Here is a 22,030-nt window from a genome sequence, read left to right on the forward strand (position 1 = left end):
AGCTGGGCGAGGCAATCGGCAGCGTGGAGGGCTGGACGCAGACCGGTGGGGGCGATCTCGCGACTCGCCGGCGCGCTGCCGACCACCGAAGCCCGCTGCCCCCGTCAGGCCGTCCGGAGGAGCCTCTGGTCAGGCATACCTCAAAGAGGTCTGCTGGGCGGTCCGGCCGCGGGCCCAGACTGAGGGTCCGATGGTGCGCGAGTCATGAGGTGGGCAGGGCATGCACGTGGTGAACTTCGCTTTCGAGGCGGGCGCGTTCGACCCCGCACTGATGCGCAGCGGAACCTCGTCACTCGTCTGGTACTCCGCCCGGGAGCTGGCCGCGCGCGGTCACCGGGTGTCCGTGGTTACCCCCGCCCACGGCCGCGGGGATCACCTGCGTTCCGTCCACGGCGCCACAGACGTGGAGTATCACGACTCCTACGTCCTCCCCCTGAGCCTGGACCCCGCCGTCTGGCCAGGCTTCCCGCCCGAGACCGGCGTACCCCTGCGGACCACGGCCCTGCGGATGGAGCGGGACGGGGTCGAGCTGTACTTCCTCTCCAACGATCTGCTGGACCGGCTGCCCGACACCTTCTATCCGGACGAGTCCGCCGAGGGAGCGGATCTGTCGTACTTCAAGACTTTGGCGTTCCAGGCCGACGGCGTCCGGTTCATCAGGACGTTCTTCGGGGCCGGAGCCGATCTCGTGCAGGCATATGAGCCGGTCCATCACTACGCGGTCCCGGCCGCGCTGCGGGCCGAGCCGGGCTGTCCGGTGGTGAGCACGGTGGCGACCAACATGCCCGTGAACCTGAAGGTGTACCGGCCGCAGGTGGAGGCGGTGCTGAAACTGCTCGGGGCCAAGGCGGACCTGGACCGCTGCACCGACGTGCCGCTCGCCGAGGACGACCTGCCCGGACGGGTCATGCGCGATCACCTGGCGTCGGTCCGGGCGTCCCGTCAGGCCGGGCCCGGTGATGTGTGCGTGTACGCACTGACGGTGGACCAGGCCGACGCTGTCGACTTCATGGTGGAGGGCCAGGCCGAGACGTACACCACCTTCGGCGGCACGCCCTTCGAGGAGTACTTCCGGCGGCTGTCCGTCTCACGGGTGATCCGGGAGAACGCCCACAAGTTCTTTGTCGGCGGCTGTGCGATGTCGGAGAGCTGGTTCGCCCGGGACCCCGCTGCGGTCGACCGGCAGGCGGTGCTCACCTCCCTGGGTCTGGACCCGGACCTGCCGACCTTCTACCACGCGGCCCGCTACTCCGTGGAGCACAAGGGGCAGCTGGAGCTGATGCGCGCCGTGAACGAGGTGCTGACCGCGGGCGGCGCCGCCAACTTCCTGCTGCGCTTCTCGCTCGGTACCGCTGCTCGGCCGCCCGAGGGGAGCGGGGACGCGTTCTTCTCGGAGATCGCCGCGCGGCATTCGGGGCGGATCCATCTCGACTGGCGGATGGTCGACGAGGACACCCTCTTCCAGCACGCGGCGGCGTCCGACTTCTGCGTCTTCCCGGGCAAGTACGAGCAGGACACCTTCCTCATCGCCCAGGGCGAGGCCATGGCCTGCGGGGCGGTGCCGATCGCCACCGGGCAGGAGGTTACCCGCCACTTCGGACAGTCCTTCGATCCGCGCGAGCCGGAGGCGACCGGGTTCGCAGTGCCGCGTTCCTTCCGCACCGACGACGAGTTGCTGCGCGCAGCCCTGGTCCGCCGGTTCGAGGAGGCCGTCAGCCTGTTCGAGGGGGACCGGTCCGAGTACCGGCGGCTGTCCGGCAACGCCCGTGCCCGAGCCCGCCGGTTCACCTGGGCGCGCAGCGGCGCGCTGCGTGAGGCGGAGTTCCGGCGGCTGGTGGAGCACCGGGAGGTCGCTCGGTCGGTACCCGTGCCCCTGCTGGTGGCGCGCGGCTGGTACGACCTGCTGGACGACGCCGCGCGGGCCGCCGACCGCGACCTCCTCGTGCGGACTGCCGTCGCCACGGGCGCGGCGGACGTCCTGCTGCGCGAGGCCCCCGACGATCCCGCGCTGCTGCGCGAGGCGTTCCGGCACGCCTACGACCGGGCCCGCTTCGCCGACTGCGCCGCGCTCGCCCGCCACCTCGGCGACGAGGACCTTGCGGCCACCGTGCGCGAACGCCTGACCGCGTGCCGGGACGGCGACACCTGGACGGCCGAGTACCGGTTCCCGCTCGCCGAGCGGGTGGAGATGTTCCTCCCCGGCGCCGCCGGCCATCTCGCCGTGGTCGCGGAACGCGCGGACCACGTCTTCCGGGCCACGTTCCCCGGCCCGTACCAGGGCACTCCGCTGGTCCTCCTGCTCACTCTGCCGTACGGCAGATCGGCCTGGGACACGGTTTCCCCCGCTCGTGTCACCCCCCTCTGAGCCCCGTCCGACCTTCCTGGGAGAAGCCACCGTGCCCGACTCACCTCTGTCCGAGGATCTCGCCGAACTCGCCCGCGCACACGGTGTGGACACCTGGTACCTGACCGAGAAGGGCCACCGCGTCGACGTACCGGCGCGTACGGTCGTCGCCGTCCTGGCCGCGCTGGACGTCGACGCTGCCACCCCCGAGACCGTCGCCGCCTCCCTCGCCGCCCACCGACGGCTGACCGCCACCCGGCTGCTTCCCGCCTGTGTGATCTCCCGGCCCGCGGCGCCCGCCCTGCTGGCCCTGCCGGAGAGGGCCGAGGTCCGTGTCGTCCTGGAGGACGGTGGTACCCGGGCGATATCCGGCCGCGGCGTTCCCGCAGACCTCCCGCTCGGCTATCACCGGCTGTACGTGCGGTACGGCGCCCGGAGAGCCGAGGCGCCGCTGATCGTCGTACCGGACAGGATCGCTGGGCCGGAGCGGCGGGAATGGGGATTCGCCGCCCACCTCTACTCCCTGCTGTCGGCCGGTTCCTGGGGCATGGGTGATCTGGCCGACCTGGCAGACGTCGTGCGCTGGTCCGCCGCCGAGGGAGCCGGATTCTGCCTGGTGAACCCGCTGCACACGCTGCTGCCCACGACGTTCTCCGACCACTCACCCTATTGGCCGTCCACGCGCCGGTTCCCGGACCCGGTGCATGTCCGGATCACCGACATCCCCGAGTACGGCGCGCTGGCCGGCGCGGATCGTGCGGCGATGGACGAGCTGCTGGAGCGGTCCGGTGACCTGCGCGAGGCGGCACTGGGCGATGGCGGGCTGATCGACCGGGACGCGGTGTGGGCGGTGAAGCTGGCCGCGCTGCGGCTGCTGCACCGGGTGGAGCCGAGCGCGGAACGGCACGCGGCGTACCGGGCCTTCGTCGAGCGGGAGGGACAGGACCTCATCGACTTCGCCACCTGGTGCGCCCTCGCGCACGCCCATGGGCCGGACTGGCCCACCTGGCCGGAGGAACTGCGCGACCCGGCCACCGCGCGAGGGCTGGAGAGTCACGCGGAGGAGGTGGAGCTCCGCTGCTGGGCCGCCTGGATCGCCGACGAGCAGTTCGCCGCCGTACAGCGGACCGCCCGTTCCGCCGGCATGGCGGTCGGTGTGATCCACGACCTCGCGGTCGGCGCCCACCCCCGCGGGGCCGAGTCCTGGGCGCTACGGCGGCTGCAGGCAGCCGGTGTGGTGATGGGCTCCCCGCCGGACACCTTCACCGCGCAGGGCCAGAACTGGCATCTGCCGCCCTGGCGCCCGGACCGGCTCGCCGAGGAGGGGTACGCCCCGTACGCCCGGCTGCTCCGGGGCGTCATGCGGCACGCGGGCGCGCTGCGCCTCGACCATGCGATGGGCCTGTGGCGCCAGTGGTGGATCCCGGACGGCGTGCCGATCCCCGAAGGCACGTATGTGCGCTACGACTGGGCGGCCATGCTGGGCGTGCTGCTGCTGGAGGCGCACCGGGCCGGGGTGGCGGTGATCGGGGAGGATCTGGGCACCGTCGAGGCCGGGGTGCGGGAGCGGCTCGCCGAGCGCGGGGTGCTCGGTGCCTCGGTGCTGTGGCTGGAGCGCACCGGCGACCGCGAGGAAGCGGATCGGCCGTTGCCGGCGCCGTTGTGGCGGGAGAACTGCCTGGCCGCGCTCACCAACCACGATCTGCCGACGACCACTGCCAGGCTGAGCGGCGCCCATGTGGAGGTGCTGCACCGCCACGGCCTCCGGGACGGCTCCATCGAGGAGTACCGGACCGCGGAACTCACCCAGATCCGCGAATGGCTGGCCGCGTTGGACCGGGAGGGGCTGCTGCCGGCCGACGGGCCGGGTCCGGGCGAGGGCTGGGCGCTGCCCCCCGCGGCGGGGAGGGGGGGTGTCTCCTCGGCCGAGCTGGGTCTGCCCCCGGTGGTCGCCGCCTTCCACCGGTTTCTGCTGCGCACTCCCGCCCGGCTGGTCTGTGTCTGGCTCCCCGACACCGTCGGCGATCTCCGCACCCAGAACCTTCCCGGCGTCCGCTCCGGCTACCCGAACTGGCGCTGGCCCCTGGCGGACTCCGCCGGGCGGGCGGTGACCCTGGAACGGCTGATGACGGCGCCGGGGGCGGCCGAGGTGGCGGCGCTGCTGTCGAAGGGCGACTGACAGGGGCCCACCAGCACCTCAAGGGGCTTTCCGGAGATCATCGGGCCCCCAACCCCCTCAGCTCGCGCTTAGGCTCTCGCGGACCGTGGCGATCACCCGGTCCGTCAGTTCCGGCGTCAGGTGGGGCCCCATGGGCAGGCTGAGAACCTCCCGGGCGAGCCGCTCGGTCAGGGGGAAGCTTCCCGGCGCCCACTCCAGGTCGGCGAAGGCGGCGGACAGGTGCGGTGGTTCCGGGTAGTGGACGAGGGTCTCGGTGCCTGCCTCGGCGAGCCGCCGCTGGAGTCGGGCCCGGTGGGCCGTACGCACGACGAACAGGTGCCAGACCGGCTCGGCCCATTCGGCGGTCGTCGGCAGCACCAGGCCGTCCAGACCGGCCAGCTCCGTCAGATAGCGGTCCGCCGTCTTCGCCCGCAGTTCGTTCCACTCGTCCAGGCGCCCGAGCTTGACCCGCAGCACCGCCGCCTGGATCTCGTCGAGCCGCGCGTTGCGGGACACGGTCTCGTGCCGGTACTTCTCGCGGGAACCGTAGTTGCGCAACATCGCGATGCGGTCGGCCAGTTCCGGGTCGGAGGTCACCACCGCCCCGCCGTCACCCAGCGCGCCCAGGTTCTTGCCCGGGTAGAAGCTGAACGCCGCCGCCGTGGAGCCGTGGCCGACCCGGCGGCCCCGGTAGCGGGCCCCGTGCGCCTGGGCCGCGTCCTCCACGACGTGCAGGCCGTGCCGGCGGGCCACCTCGTGCACGGCGTCCAGGTCGACGGGATGGCCGTAGAGGTGCACCGGCATGATCGCCCGGGTGCGCGGGGTGACCGCCGCGTCGAGGCGGGCCGGATCGAGGCCGGCGGTGTACTCGTCCGGCTCCACCGGGACCGGGACCGCGCCGGCGGCGGCCACCGCGCCCCAGGTCGCGATGAAGGTGTGCGCCGGGACGATCACCTCGTGCCCGGCTCCGATGCCGAGCGCGCGCAGCGTCAGCTCCAGCGCGTCGAAGCCGCTGCCGACACCCACGCAGTGGCCGCTTTCGCAGTAGGCGGCGAACTCGGCCTCGAACGCGCGCAGTTCGGGACCGAGCAGATACCGCCCGGAGGCGACCACCCGGCGGACCGCGTCGTCGAGTTCGGATGCGAGGCCCAGGGAGTCGGGCCGCAGATCGAGAAAGGGCACCTTCACGGCTGCCTCCTGGCATCGCGCAGGAACGTGTCGCGGTCGCGGTAGTAGTCGGCGTCCTCGTACGGCCGGGAGGCCAGGACGAGAGCGACCGCGCCCGGGGAGAAGCCGGTGAGCTCCCGCCAGACCATCGGGCCGATGAGCAGGCCGCGGGCAGGGTCGTCCAGGACCACGGTGTCCCGGGAGAACCCGTCGTCGAGCGTGATCCGGAAGCTGCCGTGCACGGCGAGGAGGAGTTGTTCGAGGCGGCGATGGCCGTGCCCTCCCCGCACCGCGTCGCCGGGCACGTCGTAGAGGTAGTACACCCGCCGGATCTCGAACCCCAGTGCCTCGTCGGCCTCGACGGCGGAGAGACTGCCGCGGCCGTCGGTGTGGCGCGGCAGGCTCACCGTCCGCCACGAGCCGACCGTGCCGACGCGCTGCTGCGTTTCCACGGTGTGCGCACTCCCTTCGCTGCCCAGGACCGGTGCGGTCATTGTCGGGGAGGTCCGGCGCGGGGTCTGGAGCAGAAGGCGCGGCCTAAGTGGTGGCCTAAGGGCCATACCCGAAACGGCTGGTTGCGGCGGCTGAAGAGGGGCTCATAGTCTCTCGGCACTCACCTGCCGGAGCTTTTCCGCTCGATCACCTCGCGGGAGAGGACACCTTGCTTGACGTGTCGGGGGGAACGGGTGGACTGCGCAACATGACGACCAAGGCGGCGGTCTTCCTCGACCGCGACGGCACCCTGACCGAACCCCGCCACTATCCGTGCCGGCCCGAGGACCTGGTGCTCCAGCCGGGGATCGCTCCTCCGCTGCGCGCGCTGCGGGACGCGGGGTACGCCCTCGTCCTGGTCACCAACCAGTCCGGCCTGGCCCGTGGCCTGTTCGACCGGCGGGCGCTGGACGCCATGCACGTCCACCTGCGGGCGCTGCTCGCCGCGTCGGGCATCGCCCTGGACGGGATCTACGTCTGCCCGCACCACATCGACGGCACCGTGCCGGAGCTGTCGGTGGCCTGCGAGTGCCGTAAGCCCGCGCCCGGCATGCTGCTGCGCGCCGGGCGGGAACTCGGCCTGGACCTGGGCCGGTCGTGGATGGTCGGGGACTTCCTCACCGACGTCGAGGCGGGGCTGCGGGCGGGCTGCCGTACGGCGCTGGTCGGGCTCGCCGCGATGCGGGGGACCAGCGAAGGTCCCCGGCCGGACCTGCGCGCCGCCGGTACCGCACACGTTCTGCGTGAGATCGCGCTGCGGTCCGCCGGACCCCTTGCCGCACACCAGGATCATTAGGAGATATCCCCCTTGCTAGCCTCGTACCGCCGTCTGTTCACCCCGAAGGGGACCGTGGCCTTCACGGTCACGGGGTTCCTGTCCCGGCTTCCGCTGTCCATGTACGGCGTCAGCACCGTCATCATGATCGCCACGCTGCGCGACTCCTATCTGCTGGCCGGCACGGTCGCGGCCGTGGACATGGCGGCCACCGTGGTGCTGGTGCCCCGCATCAGCCGGCTGATCGACCGGTACGGCCAGGCCAGGGTGGCGGTGCCCGCGGTCGTGATCTCCTCGATCGGCTCGGTCGCCCTGGTGCTGTGCGCCCACCACAACGCCCCGGACTGGACCCTGTTCGCGACGAGCATCCTGTCCACCGCTCCCAACACCGGTGGCATGGTGCGTGCCCGGTGGGCGCACATCTACCGCGACGACAAGCAGTCCCTGCACACCGCCAACGCCTTCGAGCAGGTTCTGGACGAGGTGTGCTTCATCGTCGGCCCGATCGTGGCGGTGGCCCTGTGCACCAGCCTCTCGCCCACGGCCGGTGTGCTGACCGCGGCGGCGCTGACCCTCGTCGGAACCAGCCTCTTCGCCGCCCAGCGCGGCACCGAGCCGCCGCTGGAGACGCCGGACGCGGACACCGCCGTCTCACCATGGCGCAACAAGGGGCTCCAGGTCATCGTCAGCACGTTCCTGTTCACCGGCACGATCTTCGGCTCTCTGGAGGTCGTGACCGTCGCCTACACCGAGCACCTCGGGCACGAGAGCGCGGCAGGCGTGGTGCTCGCGCTTCAGTCCGTCGGATCGGCCATCGCCGGATTGCTGTTCGGTCTGGTGACGCTGCGCGGGGAGACCAGCAGGTACTTCCTCCTGGGGCTCGCGGGCATGACGGTGTGCATGCTGCCGCTGGTCCTGGCCGGAGGTCTGCTCTCGCTGATCGGGCTGATGTTCGTCGCAGGCATGGCCTCCTCGCCCACGATGATCATCAGTATGAGCCTGGTCCAGGAGGTCGTGCCCAGCAGCCAGATCAACGAGGGCATGGCCATGACCACCACCGCGCTGCTCGGCGGTATCGCCCTGGGCTCGGCGACCGGCGGCTGGACGATCGACCGGTTCGGCCCGGACGCGGGTTACTGGCTGCCCGGTACGGCGGCCGGCCTCGCCCTGATCGTCGCGCTCGCCGGATTCTCGCGCCTGCGTTCCGCGGTTCCCCGTCCGGAACCCGTCGCCCAGCAGTCGTAGCCACCGAAGTCCGAACCGTCGTGGCGGGAGTCACCCAGGGTCGGACTGGTCGTCGGCGCCGGGGCCCGGGAGATCCGGGCCGCGGTCGGCGACGGCTCCGCGTTCGGGCTGCGCGCCGCCTACTTGCCGCAGCGGGCGCCGCTCGGTCCGGCGCACGCGGTGCTGATGGCCCGGGAGTGGCTGGGCGGCGACGACTTGGTGATGCACCTCGGCGACAGCTTCATCCAGGACGGCATCGATCAGGTGGTCGACGACTTCCGGGCCGGTGAGGCGGACGCGCAGGTGCTGCCGGCGCCGGGGCCCGGCTTGAGGGTGTGCGACGGGTCGAGTCGTCGCTGATCGGCCGGAAGGCCATGGTGACGTCCGCGCGGCGCCGACCGGTGGCGCATCAGCTCACCCTGGGGGATCACAGCCAGGTCCATGTGTGACCGGCGCCCACGAGCGCGGGACCGGGCGAAACGGCCCGGTGCCCGCCAGCGCCACGGCCGCGGTGCAGCCCTCGGGGCCCTGGACGTCGTCGACCCACCAGGGACCCGGCAGCCGTCCCGAGGGATCCGCCACGGTGTGCGGGCCGTGGCCGACCGGCAGGTTCAGGCTCTGGGCGAGCCGCCCCCCGGCCGCCTTCACACAGGCCTCCTTGCGCGTCCACAGCCTGAGGAACTCGTCCCAGCGGTCCGCGGGTCCGGCCTCGGCCACCCGGGCGGCCTCTTCCGGGCGGAACCAGCGGGCGGCGAAGCGTACGGGGTCCAGACCGGACCGGGGACGCTCGATGTCGACGCCTATCTCACGGTGGCCGCAGACGCCGATCAGCGCCTGATCCCCGCAGTGGGCGAGGCTGAACCGGATCCCGGAGCCGCCCACTTCGGGCTTGCCCCAGCGGCCCACGCGCAGCGGGACCCGCTCGGGGGGCAGGCCGAGGCAACTACCGAGGATCAGCCGCTTGGTGCCGTGCGCCACGGCGTAACGGTCCCGGCCCGTGCCGTTGGGCTGGGCTTCGTGGCGGGCGCGCTCCCGTGGGTCGAGCAGGGCGAGGTACGCGCCGGGCGGCAGATCCAGCGGGAACTGCCAGAGGTGCACCTCATCGGCGGCAGCTGTCACCGGCGCCGCGCGGCCCCGCCGCGCACCAGGGCACCGAAGACCGCGAGGCGCTGCACATTGGCCGTGCCCTCCATGAGCTCAAGGCCCTGCGCGTCCCTGGCCATCTTGTCCAGCCGGGGGTGTTCGAGACGGGCCGCCGGGCCCAGCCGGCGGAGCGCCGCACGGCAGAGGTCGTCGGCGAGGCGGGCCGCGGTGAGCTTCGCTGCCGAGGCCAGTTCGCCGTCCGCCGGGTCGTCGTCCACCGCCCGGGCGGCCCGGTACGTCAGTCCGCGGACGCCCTCGATGCGCCGGGCCAGCGCGTCCCAGTGGTCCCGGTCCGCCCCGGTGACCGCCGGCCGTTCCCGCAGGGCGTAGGCGTGGGCCGCGGCGGCCGCGCCGACGCCCATGGCGGCGATCACCGTACGCCAGGTGTTGAAGGTACGCAGCCAGCCCCACATACCTTGCCGGACGGCGGGGAGATGACGGCCGAGCAGCTGGTCCTCGGGCACCTCGACCGCGTCCAGGGTGATCGCGCCGAGCTGCAGACAGCGCAGGCCGAGGGTGGGGACGGGCTCCGCCGAGAAGCCGGGGGAGGCGGTGTCCACCAGGACGGCCCGGATGCCCAGCGGACCCGGGGCCAAGCGGGCGAAGGCCACGGCGACACCGGCGCGGACGGCGTTGCCGACATAGCGCTTGGCGCCGGTGAGGAGGAGTGAGTCGCCGTCCGGCGCGCGGGTGAGCGTGGTGGACATACGGGCCGCGTCGGAGCCCCGGCCGGCCTCCGTCATCGCGAAGCAGGTCCAGGTCGGGCGTTCCAGGAGACGGCCGTAGAACCAGTCCCGTTGGGCCCGGTCGCCGAGGGTGTCCACCAGGGTGCCGGACATGTCGGGGCCGGGTACGGAGAACAGCAGTCCGAGGTCGACCCGTGCGCCTTCCTCGAAGAACACCGCCTTCTCCAGGGCCGTACGCAGGCGGTAGTGCTGTCCGCCGACAGTGAGCGGCGGCGCGCCGTACTCCGGGGGGATTCCCAGGGTGGCGAGCCGGGAGAGCAGCGGCAGGTGGACCAGGCGGGCCACCGTGCCGGGGTCGCGGTCCAGTGCAGCGATGTGGGGCTCGATGTCCGCCGCCCATTCCCGGGCCTGCCCGCGCAGGGGCGTCAGGCGCTCGTCGTCGTCCGTGTGCACGGCGTTCCTCCCGCGTAGACGTCGGCCAGCAGTTCCGAGGCATGGGCCGAGCGGCCCGGTCCGTCCGCCGTGTATCCGCCGGCCCCGAACAGGCGGACCAGCTCACGGTCCACGGTGGTGATCCGGGCGTGTGCTTCGGCCAGGGCGGCGCGGTGCGAAGCGGCGCCGTCGAGCGCGCTCTCGGTCTCCAGATGGGCGACGACCGCGTCAGCCAGCGTGCCCTTGACCAGTTGCCGGTGCAGCAGCGGGGCGCCGTCGAAGGTGCGCCGGCCGAGATGCGCCACCGCCAGGTCGAGCAGGTGCCGGGAATGGCCGAGCCGGGCCCAGGCCAGGGCCGCGACCCAGGCCCCGTACGCCGGTCCGGCGGCGGCGGGCCCCGGCGTCCGGCAGCGCAGGACCGTCAGTCCCAGGCCGTCGAGAACGGCGGGTGTGGCCTCCGCGGCGTCCTCCGCCGGGAGGCCGACGTACCCCTCGCCGCTCCACAGCCGTCGGGTGACCCGCGAAGGCGCGACGATCCATCCGTCCGCCCCGCGGACGGCGGTCCCCCGGCCGAGTCCGGCGTGCAGCAGCAGAAGGGCAGGGATTAGGCCCCGCGACCTCGCCGCCGCGTGCCCGGCCCGGCGCAGCGTCTCCTCCAGTGCCGGAGGCCCGGCCAGGGCTTCTGTCATCGTTACGCCTCGGCCTCGCGCCGGACGTATGCGACGAGGCCGGCGACCTTCTCGAAGTCCGCCGGCTGGAGGGTCTCGGGGTCGAACTCCACTCCGAGGTCCTCCTCCAGCTTCATCAGCAGCTCCAGGACACTGGTCGAGTCGAAGTACAGGTCATCGAAGAGCCGTGTCTCCTCCGACAGTTCGGATGCGTCGCGGCCCACCATCGCGGCCAGCGAAGCGATCACCTCGACGGTGATGTCGCGGTGCCCGATTGCTCCGTCCGTCATGCTGTGCTCCGTTCTCGATGCGGTTCCTCGGCGCGGGACCCTCCCGGCCGGGACAGATCCCCCAGACGGTCGGCGACCGCCCGGTGCAGTGCGGTGGCCGCCTGGCGTGAGGCGGCCACGGTGATGCCGTAGAGACGGCCGTCAAAGGGGCCGTCGGGCCGCTCGGGCCGTGTGGCGGCGGCGTTGACCGTGGCGAAGTCGTTCACCAGGAAGCCGGTGCCGGTGTCCGTGTCGAACAGCAGGCCGCTGAGCCGGTCCTGGAGCTCGGCGAAGGAGACGGGCCGGTCCAGCCGGAGCGGGAAGTGACCGGCGAGGGCGGTCCCGGCGGCGTCGGAGAGGAGGGTGGAGCGCAGCCGCTCCTGGTACGTGGACATGTTGTTGCGGGCGTTGATCTCCACCACCGGGTACAGCCCGCCGTCGGGGTCCACCATCGCGTCCACGCCCACGACACCGGAGTAGCCGTCGGCGGCCAGGCGTCGGCCCAGTACGGCGGAGACGTCCCGCAGCTGCGCCTGCTGGCGGTCGGAGAGGCGCGGGGGCATCCAGTGCCCCGCGTGGACGCCGCCCTCGGTCAGCGCCTCGCGGACGAAGTCGAAGCGCACGGTGCCGTCGCGGCCGACGGCGAACTGGTAGTTGAGGTCGGCCTGCTTGGCCACCCACTCCTCGACGAGCAGGGCCAGGTCCCGGCGCCCCTGCCGCTCCGCCCGCCGCGTGATCATGCGCTGGACGCGGTCGAGCGCGGCGGCTTCCGCGACCACCAGGACGCCCTTGCCGGACACCCCGAACGCGTCCTTGAGAACGACGGTGCCGTTCTGGCTCAGTCGTTCACGGGCCCACGCGCATGCCTCCGCGAACTCGTCCAGGTCCTGGCAGGTCCTGCCCCCGGGCTGGCGCAGGCCGTACTCGTCGTTCAGGTTCCGGCTGTAGATCTTGCTGTTGACCGCCTTGCAGACGGCGGCGGGCGCCGTCGCCAGACGCAGTCCCGTGAGGTCGGCCAGGCGCTCCTCCACCCGCGAGACCCCGTGCGGCCACAGCCGCGCCCCGCCCTCGGCGAGACGGGCGAGTTCGGCCTTCAACGCCGTGTCCTCGATCGCGTCCTCACCGACCGTGCGGCCGGGGTCCTGGTGCCGCACGGTGAGGATGCCCGGCAACTCGACGCCGAGCGTGCGCAGATACGCCAGCCAGTCGTCGTCGGGCGGTGCCTTGAGCACCACGTGGTCGCGCGGTTCGGCCAGCAGCAGCGCCAACTCGTCGAGGCGGTTGACGACGGCTCGTCCACCGCTGAACGGCGCTCTGGGCAGGCCGAGTTCGCCCTCGGCCCAGTGGTCCTCGACCTCGAAGTTCCCCAGCAGGACGAGCGGCCCCCCAGGGTCCTCGCCCGGGGTCGGCCGGGCCGCTCCCGCGCCCGCTTCGGACGGCTTGCGCACGGCGGGTCTCCTCTCCTTCGCCGTCCCCCGGACCTGATCACCGGGGGCGACGAAGCGACGATCCCCGAGACGGGTGCCCCGGACAAGGCTCGCCGACCGCCCCACCAGGACGCTGGGGCAGGCATGCCCCAAAGAGGAGGTCTACTTCCCGGCCCGCTCACCGCAGAATCGGGTCAGTACGGCGACCGGCCGGGTCAGCGGCAGTCGGCGGTCGCGGTGACGGAGTACCGCCGGTCCCGGCGGCCGCGTGCGGCGGTCCACACGGTGGACGGGCCGGGCAGACGACCGCGCCACCGCTGTACAGAAAGGCTCCAAGCAGATCATGCGCATTCTGGTCACCGGGGGCGCCGGCTTCACCGGCTCGCACTTCGTCCGGTCCCTGCTGGTATCCGAGGCGGAGCGGGAAACCGTCCCGACGGCGGTGACGGTGCCGGACGCCCTCACCTACGCCGGCAACCGCGCCAACCCGGCTCCGGTCGCGGCCGATCCACGTCTTCGCTTCCTCCGGGGAAGCACCCGAGCGCCCGCACCGACGCCCCCTTCTCTGGAGTGAACAGGTGAACGACGACATCCCCCCGGTCAACGACGCCTCCTCCCTCGTCGACCCCAGCTGCTACCACGCGGCCGTCGCCGCCGTGCTCAGATCCGTCGACCCGGCCGTCGATCCCGCTCTGGTGCTGGGCAGCGGCGTCTCGACGTGCGCCACCTGGGACACCGACGGCCTGCTCGCCTTCGCGGAGCCGTTCGTTCCGCTCTCGGCGATGGTCGAGCGACGTGGCTACCGGCTCGTCGAGCATCCGGTGCGCGACCGGGAAGGCTGGCTCCAGGCGCTGCGCCACCTGGAGCGCGGCCGCACGATCGTCGCCGCCGCCGACGGCTTCCACCTGACCCACTTCTGGCCGAACCGTGGCCGCAGCCACGCCCTGCACGCGGTGGTCGTCAGCGACCCCGACTCGGTCACCGGTACCCTGCGCCTGCTCGACCCAGGTCTGGAACTCTTCCACGACGGCCGGGTCCCCCTGGCCGAGATCGAAGCGGCGATGTGCGCGGAGGAGGCCGGGCAGTCCTGGATGGAACTGCTGCCCCGGACCGCTGCGCCGCTCCCGCACGGCGACCTGATTCGGCGCGAACTCGTACTCGCGGCCGGCGAGTTGGCGGGTGGCGAGGGCGGGTTCCTCGGCGGTACCGAGTTCCTGGAGGGCATCCGGTCCCAGCTGGCCGTATATGTGGAGCTGGTGGCGGAGCGGCCGCGCGGTGCCACCGGGAACGAGCTGAACTGGGGGGCCGGCCAGAACCTGCTGCTCGGCCTGTGGTGGTACCACAACGTGCTGCGCTGGTTCGCCCGGTACCTGGGCGCGCTGGCGGACGACGGCACCGTGCCGCTCGGCCCGGAGCCCGCCGCCTCGGCCGACCAGGCATGCCGGGACGTGCTCGTGGTGCGGAACCTGCTGATGCGCCTCGGCGTGATGCCCCTGGACTCCCCCCGGGCCCAGGCATTCCGTGGGCAGATCGAGGCCCGGCTCGACACCGCGCGGGACGCCCTCGCCGCGACGGCCGCCCGACTGGCCACGGCGGCGGGAGCACACGCGTGAACGGCATCGTGCTGCCCGCCGGCGCGGTGCCCGTCGATGTCTCGGCCCACCGCAACAACACCGGCACCTCGACCAAGGGCCACCCGGTCGGCGGTGAGGGATTCGACGGCTACGGCCGCACCTACCCCGCCGGCATCCTCGACGCCATCGCCGACCCTCTGGGCCTGCCACCGGGCTGGGGATCAGGCGTCCCCGACAACGTGACCTGCGAGGGCCAGCGCATCACCCTCCCCGGCTCCGGAGCCGTCACCGCGCTGCACGTGGTGGGCGCGGGCACCTACGGCAACGTCCAGGACGTCCTGCGACTGCGCACCCCCGAGGGAACGAGCACGGAGGTGCTGGTGGGCCTCAGCGACTCCCTGTCCCTGCGCCCCCTGCCCGGCGAGGCCTGCTGCGCCGAGGGCGACTTCCTCCTGGACGCCGAGGGTGAGGCCATCGCCGACGCGCGTCCCCACCTGTGGCAGACGACCGTGCATTGCCGTGCCGCCGCGTCCTGTTCCGTGCTGGAGCTGCCGTACAACCCGGATCTGCATCTGTTCGGTGTGTGGGTCGTCCGGGAGGCCGCGGCATGAGATGCCTCTATCTGGTCCAGGAGCTGGCACCCCACTTCGCCGAGGGCGGCCTCGGGCAGGCCGCGCGGGCGCTGCCGGAGCTCCTCCAGCGGGACCACGGGATCGAGCACGACCTGCTGGTGCCGTACTACCCGTGGCTGGTCGCGGAACGGGGGCTGCGCACCAAGGAGGTCGCGCGGCTGCCCGGGATCCGGATCGCCGGTGTCACCGCGGAGGCGACGGTGGAGCAGGTGCTGGACCACGACGGCTCCTGCGAGGTCTTCCTGCTGCGCGCGGACGTCTGGTACGACCGCGAGGGCATCTACCGGGACCGTCGCTACGTCGAGTTCGCCGACGCCACCGCCCGCGCGGCCTTCTTCGGGTGCGCCGCCGCCCGCTGGACCGAGATCTCCGGACGGTCCTACGACCTCGTGCACGGCAACGACTGGCAGTCGGGCGCCGCGCTGGCCCACCTGCGGCAGGCCCGGGGATCCGCCGCGCGGCCGGTGCTGCTGATGAACGTGCACAACGGCGCCTACCCCGGCGAGGTGAGCGTGGCCGAGGTCGCCGGGCTCGGTCTGCCGGACGCGTTCCGGGAGCCGTTCCTGACCGCCGCGCGCGGACGGCCGAGCCTGCTGCTCGCGGGACTGCTGGCCGCGGACGCGGCCACGACGGGCAGCCCCGGATACGCGCGGGAACTCAGAGCGGACTTCGCCGGCTCGCCCCTCGGCGACGTGCTGGAACCGCTCGCCCTGACCGGCATCGTCGCGGGCGTCGACGAGCGGGTCTGGAACCCCGCGGCGCCGGGAACGCTCGCGGTGCCCTTCGACCGGGACACGGTGACCTCGGGCAAGCGCGCCAACAAGCGGGCGCTGCAACACCTCGCGGCGCTGCGCGAGGACCCGGACGTCCCGCTCTTCGGGGTGTGCGCGCGGCTCGTGCCCGAGAAGGGCGTCGACCTGATGCTGACCGCCCTCGGGCCCCGGCTGCTGGACGGCACCGCCCAGCTGGTGGTCGTCGGCTCCGGGGACACCGCGTACATGACGGCGCTCGCGGAGCTGCACAGCCTCGCCCCGGGAGCCGTCCACCACCGGGCGCGCTTCGACCACGACGTCGCGTCGCTGGTCTACGCGGGGTCCGACTTCACCCTCATGCCGTCCCGGGTCGAGCCCTGCGGGCTGAACCAGCTCATCGCCATGGCGTACGCGACGGTGCCGCTGGTCAGCGCCGTGGGTGGGCTGCGCGACACGGTGAGCGAACTGCGCGGCGCGCCGCAGGAGGGTACGGGCTTCCGCTTCAGCGCGCTCACCGCGCAGGCCGTCGAGGCCACCGTCGCCGACGCGGTGCGGTGGCTCGGCTCAAGCCCCGACCAGGTCGAGCGGACCCGGCGGCGGCTGATGGACCAGGACTGGACGTGGCACCGCACCGCCCGGGAGACCGCGCGACTGTACGAACAGGTGGTGGCGCGTGACTGACGGACCGGCTCCGCACCGGACCCCGATCTTCTCCGAACGGACAGGCGACAGGATGTTGGACGACACCCGGCGCACGGCGCACATGCAGAGCTATCTCACGGACGTACAGCGGGCGGTGGGCAAGGTCTCGCTCACCGAGCTCAGTGATGTGGCCGCCATCCTGGAGCGCGTGTACACCGATGGACGTACCGTCTTCACCTGCGGCAACGGTGGAAGTGCCGCCACTGCCTCGCATTTGGCGGTCGATCTGTCGAAGAACACCCGGCAGCCCGGCACCCCGCCGCTGCGGGTGATGTCCCTGGTCGACCACGTACCCGCGATCACCGCCTGGGCCAACGACGTCGGCTACGAATCGGTCTTCAGCGGCCAGCTCACCGGCCTGGCCGGGGAGGGCGATGTGGTGATCGGCATCAGCACCAGTGGCAATTCCCCCAATGTGCTGGAGGCGCTGCGGCACGCCCGCGAACTCGGCGCGCTGACGGTGGGGCTGCTCGGCCCGACGGCGGTGCGGGCGTCCGCGCTGTGCGACCGCTGGGTGACGGCTCCGGCCGAGTCCATCGAGGAGCAGGAGGACATCCATATGATGATCGCCCATCTGCTGACCCGCCACATGCGCGAGTTCGTCCGCGTCGGCCGGTTCGTGCCAGCCTCCGCGCAGGGCAGCGGCCGTTGACCCGCACACACCGCATCAGCGCCACACTGCCCGACGGGCGCAGCATCCACTACTACGACGAGCAGCCGGGCCGCGTCCGCCCGTCCGCGCCCGCCGCCCCGCCCGCCGCCCCGGTGCCCTCCACCCTGCGCTGGGACGCGACGACCGAGGACTGGGTCCTGATGGCCCCGCACCGGGCCGCCCGCACCGCCCTCGGTCCGCACTGCCCGCTGTGCGCCTCGTCGCCGCCCGAGGTCACGGAGATCCCGGGCGGAGCCTATGACGTCGCCGTCTTCGACAACCGCTTCCCCGCGCTCGGCGGGCCGGGCGGGCCTCCGGTCGGCGGCGACCGTGCCCTGCTGGCCAGCGCGCCCGCGCCGGGCCGCTGCGAGGTCGTCTCCTTCAGCAGCGACCACGACACGCCGCTGGCCCGGCTGCCGCTGGCCCGGGTGCGCACGGTCGTGGACGCGTGGGCGGACCGCACCCGGGAACTGAACCGGATGGCGGCGGTGGAACAGGTCGTCTGCTTCGAGAATCGGGGCGCGGAGGTGGGCGCGAGCCTGTCCCACCCGCACGGGCAGATCTACGCCTACCCGTGGATGCCCGAGCGGTTCCGGCGGATGCACGAGTCCGCGCGGTCCGCCGGACTACGGGGCGAGAGCTGTGTGTTCTGCCGGGTCCGACAAGCCGAGGAGGAGGCGGGCAGCCGGGTCGTGGCGCGCACCGCGCACTGGTCGGCGTTCGTCCCCTTCGCCGCCCGCTGGCCGTACGAGGTCCATCTGTACGCCCGCCGCCATGTCCCGGACCTGGACGCGCTGACGGACGAGGAACGCGACGACCTCGCCCGGATCTACCGTTCGCTGCTGCACCGCTTCGAGTCGGTGGCCGACGCCCCGCTGCCCTACATGGCGGTGTGGATGCAGGCGGCCGCCCGCCGGGAACGGCACCTCGCGCACGTGCGCGCCCAGGTCTTCTCCGGCCACCGCAGCCCGACCGTGGTCAAGCGCCCGGCCGCCGGTGAGCTGGGCGCGGGCGCCTTCGTCAGCGAGGCCAGCCCCGAGCGCGCCGCCGAGGCGCTGAGGGCCGCCGATCCGGCCTGGAAGCACGAGAAGGTGAGCGCGTGAGCGGGACGGCGGACCTGTGGGTGAGCAGCGCCCCGCTGCGGATCTCCCTCGCGGGCGGCGGCACCGACCTGCCCGCCTACGCGCGCCGGTTCGGCGGCACTGTGCTCGGCGCCAGCGTCGATCTGCGGGTCACCGTATTCGGCAGAAGAGCCCGTACCGCGACGGTGATCCGCGCCTGCCTGGACTCGTGCGGCAGCGCCGACTCCGTCGACGGCATCGCCAACCCCTACGCCCGCGAGGCCCTCAAGCGGTACTGGGACGGCTCCCCGCTGGACCTGTTCTCCGCGGGCGACGTGCCCGGCGGCAGCGGCATGGGCAGCTCGGCGGCGTTCTGCGTCGCCCTGGTCGCGGGGCTGTCCGCGAAGGAGCGGTCCCCGCACGACCTCGCCATGGCGGCCAGCGGCATCGAGATGGACGGCCTCGGCCGCCCGGTGGGCCGGCAGGACCACTTCCTGTCCGCTCTCGGCGGCTTCCGTCAGCTGCACTTCGCCACCGACGGCAGGGTCGCCGTGGAGGACGTCCCCGTCGCCGATGACGTCGTACGGCGCCTCGACGAGGAACTGGTGCTGCACTTCACCGGGACCAGCCGGGACGCGGGTGCCGTCCTCGGCGACCAGGCCCGCGCGGCCGGTTCCGGGGAGCGCGGCACCGAGGCCCGGCTGCACGAGATCAAGGAGCTGACCGGCCCGCTGCGAGAGGCGCTGACCCGGGGCGACAGCACGGAGGTGGGCCGGATCCTCGGCCGGCACTGGGAGCTGAAGCGGGGCCTCGGTGCCCGGGTCTCCCTGCCCGGGGTGGACCGTGCCTACCGGGACGCGCTGGCGGCCGGGGCGACCGGCGGCAAGCTCCTCGGCGCGGGCGGCGGCGGCTTTCTCCTGCTGCATGTCCCGGCCGCGGCCCGGGAGGGGGTGCGCGCGGCGATGGCGGCGCACAGCATGCCGGAGCAGTCGTTCCGTTTCGACCCCGCCGGGGCCCGGCTCAGCCGGCTGTGAATCCGTATCGGCCCCACTTCAGGAAAGGACCGGTCACATGACCGACGGACCCCGTGTCCAGGGCATTGCCTACACCGAGCTGGCGGAGGAGTTCGGCACCCCGCTCTACGTGTACGACGAGGACGTCCTCGTCGTACAGTACGGAACGCTCAGAACCGCGCTCCACCCGAAACTGGAGTACTTCTACTCGCTGAAGGCCAACCCGAACATCTCCGTCCTCGCCGCTCTCGCCTCGCGCGGAGCCCGTGCCGAGGTGTGCTCGGCCGCCGAGCTGCTGACAGCCGTCCGGGCGGGCGTCGACCCCGGTGACATCATCTTCGTGGGCCCCGGAAAGAGCCGCGCGGAACTCACCGCTGCCCTGGAGCACGGCATCCACGCCGTGGTGTGCGAGTCCTTCGACGAACTCGCGCTGCTGGACGGCCTGGCGCGCGCCCGGGACACCCGGGCGCCGGTGATCCTGCGGGTCAATCCGGCCTTCTCGGTCAAGGGTTCCCGGCTGACCATGGGCGGCCGGCCCCGTCAGTTCGGCATGGACGAGGAGCAGCTGCTGGCCCGCCCCGGCCTCGCCAAGGAGTTCCCGGCCACCCGCATCATCGGCGTGCAGGCATACATGGGCACCCGGATCCTCGACGCGGCGGTGGTCACGGAGAACACCCGGCGGATCTTCGAACTGGCCGAGCGCGTCGGCGCGGAGCTGGACATCCCGCTTGAGACCGTGGACGTGGGCGGCGGGCTCGGCATCCCCTACTTCGACGGCGAGGAGGAGTTGGACACCGCCGCACTGGCGGCCGGTCTCAACCCGGTCGTCGAGGAGTTCCACACGCGCCACCCGCAGACCCGGCTCATCATGGAGCTGGGCCGCTATCTCACCGCGCCGGCCGGGGTGTACCTCGTGCGGGTGCGGTATCTGAAGACGTCGCAGGGCGAGAACTTCGCGGTGGTCGACGGCGGCACCCACCATCACATGGCCGCTGTCGGTATCGGCTCCTTCGTGAAGCGGAACTTCCCGATGCGCCTGCTCAGTCGCGAGGTCTCCGGTGAGCCGGCGCCGTGGCAGATCACCGGTCCGCTGTGCACCCCGAACGACACCCTGGGCAAGAACGTCCTGCTGCCGCCGCTGCGCACCGGTGACCTCATCGGCGTCCTGCGCTCCGGCGCGTACGGGCCGACCGCCTCGCCCGTGCAGTTCCTCAGCCACGGCTACCCGGCCGAGGTCCTGGTGCGGGACGGCCGGCCGCACCTGGTCCGCGAACGCGACCGCCCCGAGGACCTGCTGGCCCGTCAGCATCTGATAAGGCCGTGACGGCCCCCCGTCATGCCGGGGTGCGAGCCAGATCGGTCAGGGCCCGCCGGTCGATCTTCCGGTTGGGGGTGAGCGGGAACTCCGTCAGTACGACCACGCGACGGGGCAGGCTGTGACTCGGCAGGATCCCGGCCAGCTCTTTGAGGATCAGGCCGGGATCGGCTTCTGTTCCGGTACAGAAGCCCATGAGATGGTCGTCGACCAACACGGTCACGGCCTCACGCACCCCGGCGCAGCGGCGCAGTCCCCAGTCGACCTCACCGAGTTCGATCCGCCGTCCACGGATCTTGACCTGGTGGTCGCGCCGCCCCAGGAAGGCCAGCTCCCCGTCGGGCAGCCGCCGGACCAGGTCGCCGGTCCGGTACCAGCGCCGCCCGTCGTGGGTGAGGAAGCGGCCCTCGTCATCGGCCGGATCCACATACCCGCCGAATGTCTGGGGACCGGTGACGCACAACTCACCTTCGTCGACCGGCGTTTCCACCTCCGGTGCCTCGGGATCGACGACGACGGCCGCCAGGCCCGGGTGCAGGGTGCCGATCGGCAGCGCGCCGTTCACCACGAGCCGCGCCGACGCCTCCGGGACGTAGCGGTGTACGCAACAGGTGATCGTCGTCTCCGTGGGGCCGTAGAGGTTCTCCACCGTGGAGCCGGGCGCGGCCCGGAGCCAGTCGGCGGCGTCCCGCTCCAGCAGGGGCTCGCCGCAGAACAGGCTCCAGCGAAGGCCGGAGAGGGAGCCGGGAGCCAGCGCGGAGTTTCTGCGCAGCAGGGCCACCAGACTGGGCGCGGACAGCCAGACGGTGATGCCGTGGGCGGCGGTGAACCGCGCCACCCGCAGGAAGTGGGCGGGCTTCAGGGTGACGACGGAACCGCCCGCGCCCCAGGCGGCGTAGAGGTCGAAGACCGACAGATCGAAGGTCAGATCGGAGATCTGGGAGAACACGTCGTCCGGGGTGAACGCGTAGCGCGCGTGGATCACTTCCAGGTAGTGCGCGATGTTCCGCTGGGCGATCGGCACGCCTTTGGGCCGGCCCGTGGTCCCCGAGGTGAAGACTATGTAGGCGAGTTCGGCCGGCGGTTCGGGGGACCGCAGCCCCTCCTCGGGGCTACCCAACCAGTCCTCGGCGCGCACGACCGGAACCGTCCCCCAGGAGCCGGCCGCCGCCCGCCCGGTGGTGTCCGCGACGACCGCCTGGACCCCGGCCGACTCCGCCATGAAGCGGGTGCGCTCCGCCGGGTACTCGGGGTTCATCGGAACGACGGTGGCACCCGCGTACAGGACGCCCAGCAGGGCCGCGTAGGCATGGGGGCCACGGTCCATCAGCACACCGATCCGCTCGGCCCGGGGCGCCGTCCGGCGGATCAGACCGGCGAGCGCGAGGGCCAGGCGGTCCATTTCGCGGTAGGTCAGCCGTGTGGTCGCGTCACGGGCCGCGACGCCCTCGGGATTTACCGCGAGACCGCGGCGGAACCAGTTGGCGAGGGACTCCTCATGATTGGTGGCCTTCCTGGTGGTTACGGGTGATTGCTCCATCTAC

Annotated in this window: 21 protein-coding genes; 13 read left to right on the top strand and 8 right to left on the bottom strand. The window is 72.7% G+C overall.

Translation table 11 applies throughout. The features are described 5' to 3' along the window. Window positions 1–220 precede the first annotated feature (220 nt). Both ACFWUQ_RS02235 and malQ read left to right on the top strand, forming a co-directional pair. A complete protein-coding gene (locus ACFWUQ_RS02235; protein WP_384531679.1) occupies window positions 221–2,365 on the top strand; it encodes a glycosyl transferase in 2,145 nt (714 codons plus the stop codon). 31 nt (window positions 2,366–2,396) lie between these two features. Beyond that, entirely contained in the window at window positions 2,397–4,523 is a 2,127-nt protein-coding gene (gene malQ, locus ACFWUQ_RS02240) for a 4-alpha-glucanotransferase (protein ID WP_384531680.1), read from the top strand. A 57-nt stretch (window positions 4,524–4,580) separates the two neighbouring features. Here the strand turns inward: malQ and ACFWUQ_RS02245 are convergent, their stop codons facing one another. Both ACFWUQ_RS02245 and ACFWUQ_RS02250 read right to left on the bottom strand, forming a co-directional pair. Further along, window positions 4,581–5,690: a DegT/DnrJ/EryC1/StrS family aminotransferase gene (locus ACFWUQ_RS02245; RefSeq protein WP_384531682.1), complete on the bottom strand. Its 1,110-nt coding sequence runs from the start codon at window positions 5,688–5,690 to the stop codon at window positions 4,581–4,583. Continuing rightward, on the bottom strand, window positions 5,687–6,121 hold the full coding sequence (locus ACFWUQ_RS02250; RefSeq protein WP_384531683.1) for a sugar 3,4-ketoisomerase: 435 nt from the start codon (window positions 6,119–6,121) through the stop codon (window positions 5,687–5,689). The genes ACFWUQ_RS02245 and ACFWUQ_RS02250 overlap by 4 nt, the downstream gene beginning before the upstream one ends. A 248-nt stretch (window positions 6,122–6,369) precedes the next feature. Between ACFWUQ_RS02250 and ACFWUQ_RS02255 the strand changes: the two genes are divergently transcribed. From ACFWUQ_RS02255 to ACFWUQ_RS02265, 3 genes are all read left to right on the top strand, one after another. Next, window positions 6,370–6,957 carry a D-glycero-alpha-D-manno-heptose-1,7-bisphosphate 7-phosphatase gene (locus tag ACFWUQ_RS02255; RefSeq protein WP_384531685.1) on the top strand — a complete coding sequence of 196 codons (588 nt, stop codon included), beginning with the start codon at window positions 6,370–6,372 and terminating at the stop codon, window positions 6,955–6,957. Window positions 6,958–6,969: 12 nt separating this feature from the next. Next, the gene (locus tag ACFWUQ_RS02260; protein WP_384531687.1) at window positions 6,970–8,181 is read left to right on the top strand and encodes an MFS transporter; all 1,212 of its coding nucleotides are present in this window, start codon (window positions 6,970–6,972) and stop codon (window positions 8,179–8,181) included. Window positions 8,182–8,304: 123 nt separating this feature from the next. Next, window positions 8,305–8,520, top strand: a complete 216-nt coding sequence (locus tag ACFWUQ_RS02265; RefSeq protein ID WP_384531689.1) for a hypothetical protein — start codon at window positions 8,305–8,307, stop codon at window positions 8,518–8,520. Between the two features lie 54 nt (window positions 8,521–8,574). Here the strand turns inward: ACFWUQ_RS02265 and ACFWUQ_RS02270 are convergent, their stop codons facing one another. Genes ACFWUQ_RS02270 through ACFWUQ_RS02290 form a run of 5 tightly spaced genes read right to left on the bottom strand, consistent with a single transcriptional unit; the run spans window position 8,575 to window position 12,806 of the window. Continuing rightward, window positions 8,575–9,279 (bottom strand): 4'-phosphopantetheinyl transferase family protein, encoded by a 705-nt coding sequence (locus ACFWUQ_RS02270; protein WP_384531691.1) that lies wholly within the window; start codon window positions 9,277–9,279, stop codon window positions 8,575–8,577. After that, window positions 9,276–10,442 carry an acyl-CoA dehydrogenase family protein gene (locus ACFWUQ_RS02275; protein WP_384531692.1) on the bottom strand — a complete coding sequence of 389 codons (1,167 nt, stop codon included), beginning with the start codon at window positions 10,440–10,442 and terminating at the stop codon, window positions 9,276–9,278. Before ACFWUQ_RS02275 ends, ACFWUQ_RS02270 begins: the two co-directional genes overlap by 4 nt. Further along, entirely contained in the window at window positions 10,415–11,110 is a 696-nt protein-coding gene (locus ACFWUQ_RS02280; protein ID WP_384531694.1) for a hypothetical protein, read from the bottom strand. The genes ACFWUQ_RS02275 and ACFWUQ_RS02280 overlap by 28 nt, the downstream gene beginning before the upstream one ends. 2 nt (window positions 11,111–11,112) lie before the next feature. Beyond that, complete coding sequence (locus ACFWUQ_RS02285; RefSeq protein WP_384531696.1) at window positions 11,113–11,379, bottom strand: acyl carrier protein; 267 nt, start codon at window positions 11,377–11,379, stop codon at window positions 11,113–11,115. Further along, window positions 11,376–12,806, bottom strand: coding sequence for an ATP-grasp domain-containing protein (locus tag ACFWUQ_RS02290; protein ID WP_384531698.1), 1,431 nt, complete (start codon window positions 12,804–12,806; stop codon window positions 11,376–11,378). The genes ACFWUQ_RS02285 and ACFWUQ_RS02290 overlap by 4 nt, the downstream gene beginning before the upstream one ends. A 322-nt stretch (window positions 12,807–13,128) precedes the next feature. On the opposite strand from ACFWUQ_RS02290, the gene ACFWUQ_RS02295 reads away from it, so the two are divergent. From ACFWUQ_RS02295 to ACFWUQ_RS02330, 8 genes are read left to right on the top strand one after another with little or no spacing between them, the layout of a single operon-like run. Then, on the top strand, window positions 13,129–13,359 hold the full coding sequence (locus ACFWUQ_RS02295; protein ID WP_384531700.1) for an NAD-dependent epimerase/dehydratase family protein: 231 nt from the start codon (window positions 13,129–13,131) through the stop codon (window positions 13,357–13,359). Window positions 13,360–13,363: 4 nt separating this feature from the next. Continuing rightward, entirely contained in the window at window positions 13,364–14,398 is a 1,035-nt protein-coding gene (locus tag ACFWUQ_RS02300; protein WP_384531701.1) for a hypothetical protein, read from the top strand. Further along, window positions 14,395–14,970 carry a hypothetical protein gene (locus tag ACFWUQ_RS02305; RefSeq protein ID WP_384531703.1) on the top strand — a complete coding sequence of 192 codons (576 nt, stop codon included), beginning with the start codon at window positions 14,395–14,397 and terminating at the stop codon, window positions 14,968–14,970. Before ACFWUQ_RS02300 ends, ACFWUQ_RS02305 begins: the two co-directional genes overlap by 4 nt. Further along, window positions 14,967–16,424, top strand: a complete 1,458-nt coding sequence (locus tag ACFWUQ_RS02310) for a glycogen synthase (protein WP_384531704.1) — start codon at window positions 14,967–14,969, stop codon at window positions 16,422–16,424. Before ACFWUQ_RS02305 ends, ACFWUQ_RS02310 begins: the two co-directional genes overlap by 4 nt. A gap of 52 nt (window positions 16,425–16,476) precedes the next feature. Next, window positions 16,477–17,097 (top strand): SIS domain-containing protein, encoded by a 621-nt coding sequence (locus tag ACFWUQ_RS02315; RefSeq protein ID WP_384531706.1) that lies wholly within the window; start codon window positions 16,477–16,479, stop codon window positions 17,095–17,097. Then, complete coding sequence (galT, locus tag ACFWUQ_RS02320) at window positions 17,094–18,200, top strand: galactose-1-phosphate uridylyltransferase (protein WP_384531708.1); 1,107 nt, start codon at window positions 17,094–17,096, stop codon at window positions 18,198–18,200. The genes ACFWUQ_RS02315 and galT overlap by 4 nt, the downstream gene beginning before the upstream one ends. Continuing rightward, a complete protein-coding gene (locus tag ACFWUQ_RS02325) occupies window positions 18,197–19,192 on the top strand; it encodes a hypothetical protein (RefSeq protein ID WP_384531709.1) in 996 nt (331 codons plus the stop codon). Before galT ends, ACFWUQ_RS02325 begins: the two co-directional genes overlap by 4 nt. A gap of 37 nt (window positions 19,193–19,229) precedes the next feature. Next, the gene (locus tag ACFWUQ_RS02330) at window positions 19,230–20,495 is read left to right on the top strand and encodes a type III PLP-dependent enzyme (RefSeq protein ID WP_384531711.1); all 1,266 of its coding nucleotides are present in this window, start codon (window positions 19,230–19,232) and stop codon (window positions 20,493–20,495) included. Window positions 20,496–20,505: 10 nt separating this feature from the next. Here the strand turns inward: ACFWUQ_RS02330 and ACFWUQ_RS02335 are convergent, their stop codons facing one another. After that, entirely contained in the window at window positions 20,506–22,026 is a 1,521-nt protein-coding gene (locus ACFWUQ_RS02335; RefSeq protein ID WP_384531712.1) for an amino acid adenylation domain-containing protein, read from the bottom strand. Window positions 22,027–22,030: the final 4 nt, after the last annotated feature.

Source organism: Streptomyces sp. NPDC058662 (assembly GCF_042716255.1).
Taxonomy (GTDB): domain Bacteria; phylum Actinomycetota; class Actinomycetes; order Streptomycetales; family Streptomycetaceae; genus Streptomyces.

Coding starts and splice junctions, on each gene's coding strand:
- ACFWUQ_RS02235 (WP_384531679.1), top strand. CDS start 221: ATGCACGTGGTGAACTTCGCTTTCGAGGCGGGCGCGTTCGACCCCGCA.
- ACFWUQ_RS02255 (WP_384531685.1), top strand. CDS start 6,370: ATGACGACCAAGGCGGCGGTCTTCCTCGACCGCGACGGCACCCTGACC.
- ACFWUQ_RS02280 (WP_384531694.1), bottom strand. CDS start 11,110: ATGACAGAAGCCCTGGCCGGGCCTCCGGCACTGGAGGAGACGCTGCGC.
- ACFWUQ_RS02285 (WP_384531696.1), bottom strand. CDS start 11,379: ATGACGGACGGAGCAATCGGGCACCGCGACATCACCGTCGAGGTGATC.
- ACFWUQ_RS02295 (WP_384531700.1), top strand. CDS start 13,129: ATGCGCATTCTGGTCACCGGGGGCGCCGGCTTCACCGGCTCGCACTTC.
- ACFWUQ_RS02310 (WP_384531704.1), top strand. CDS start 14,967: ATGAGATGCCTCTATCTGGTCCAGGAGCTGGCACCCCACTTCGCCGAG.
- ACFWUQ_RS02315 (WP_384531706.1), top strand. CDS start 16,477: ATGTTGGACGACACCCGGCGCACGGCGCACATGCAGAGCTATCTCACG.
- ACFWUQ_RS02330 (WP_384531711.1), top strand. CDS start 19,230: ATGACCGACGGACCCCGTGTCCAGGGCATTGCCTACACCGAGCTGGCG.
- ACFWUQ_RS02335 (WP_384531712.1), bottom strand. CDS start 22,026: ATGGAGCAATCACCCGTAACCACCAGGAAGGCCACCAATCATGAGGAG.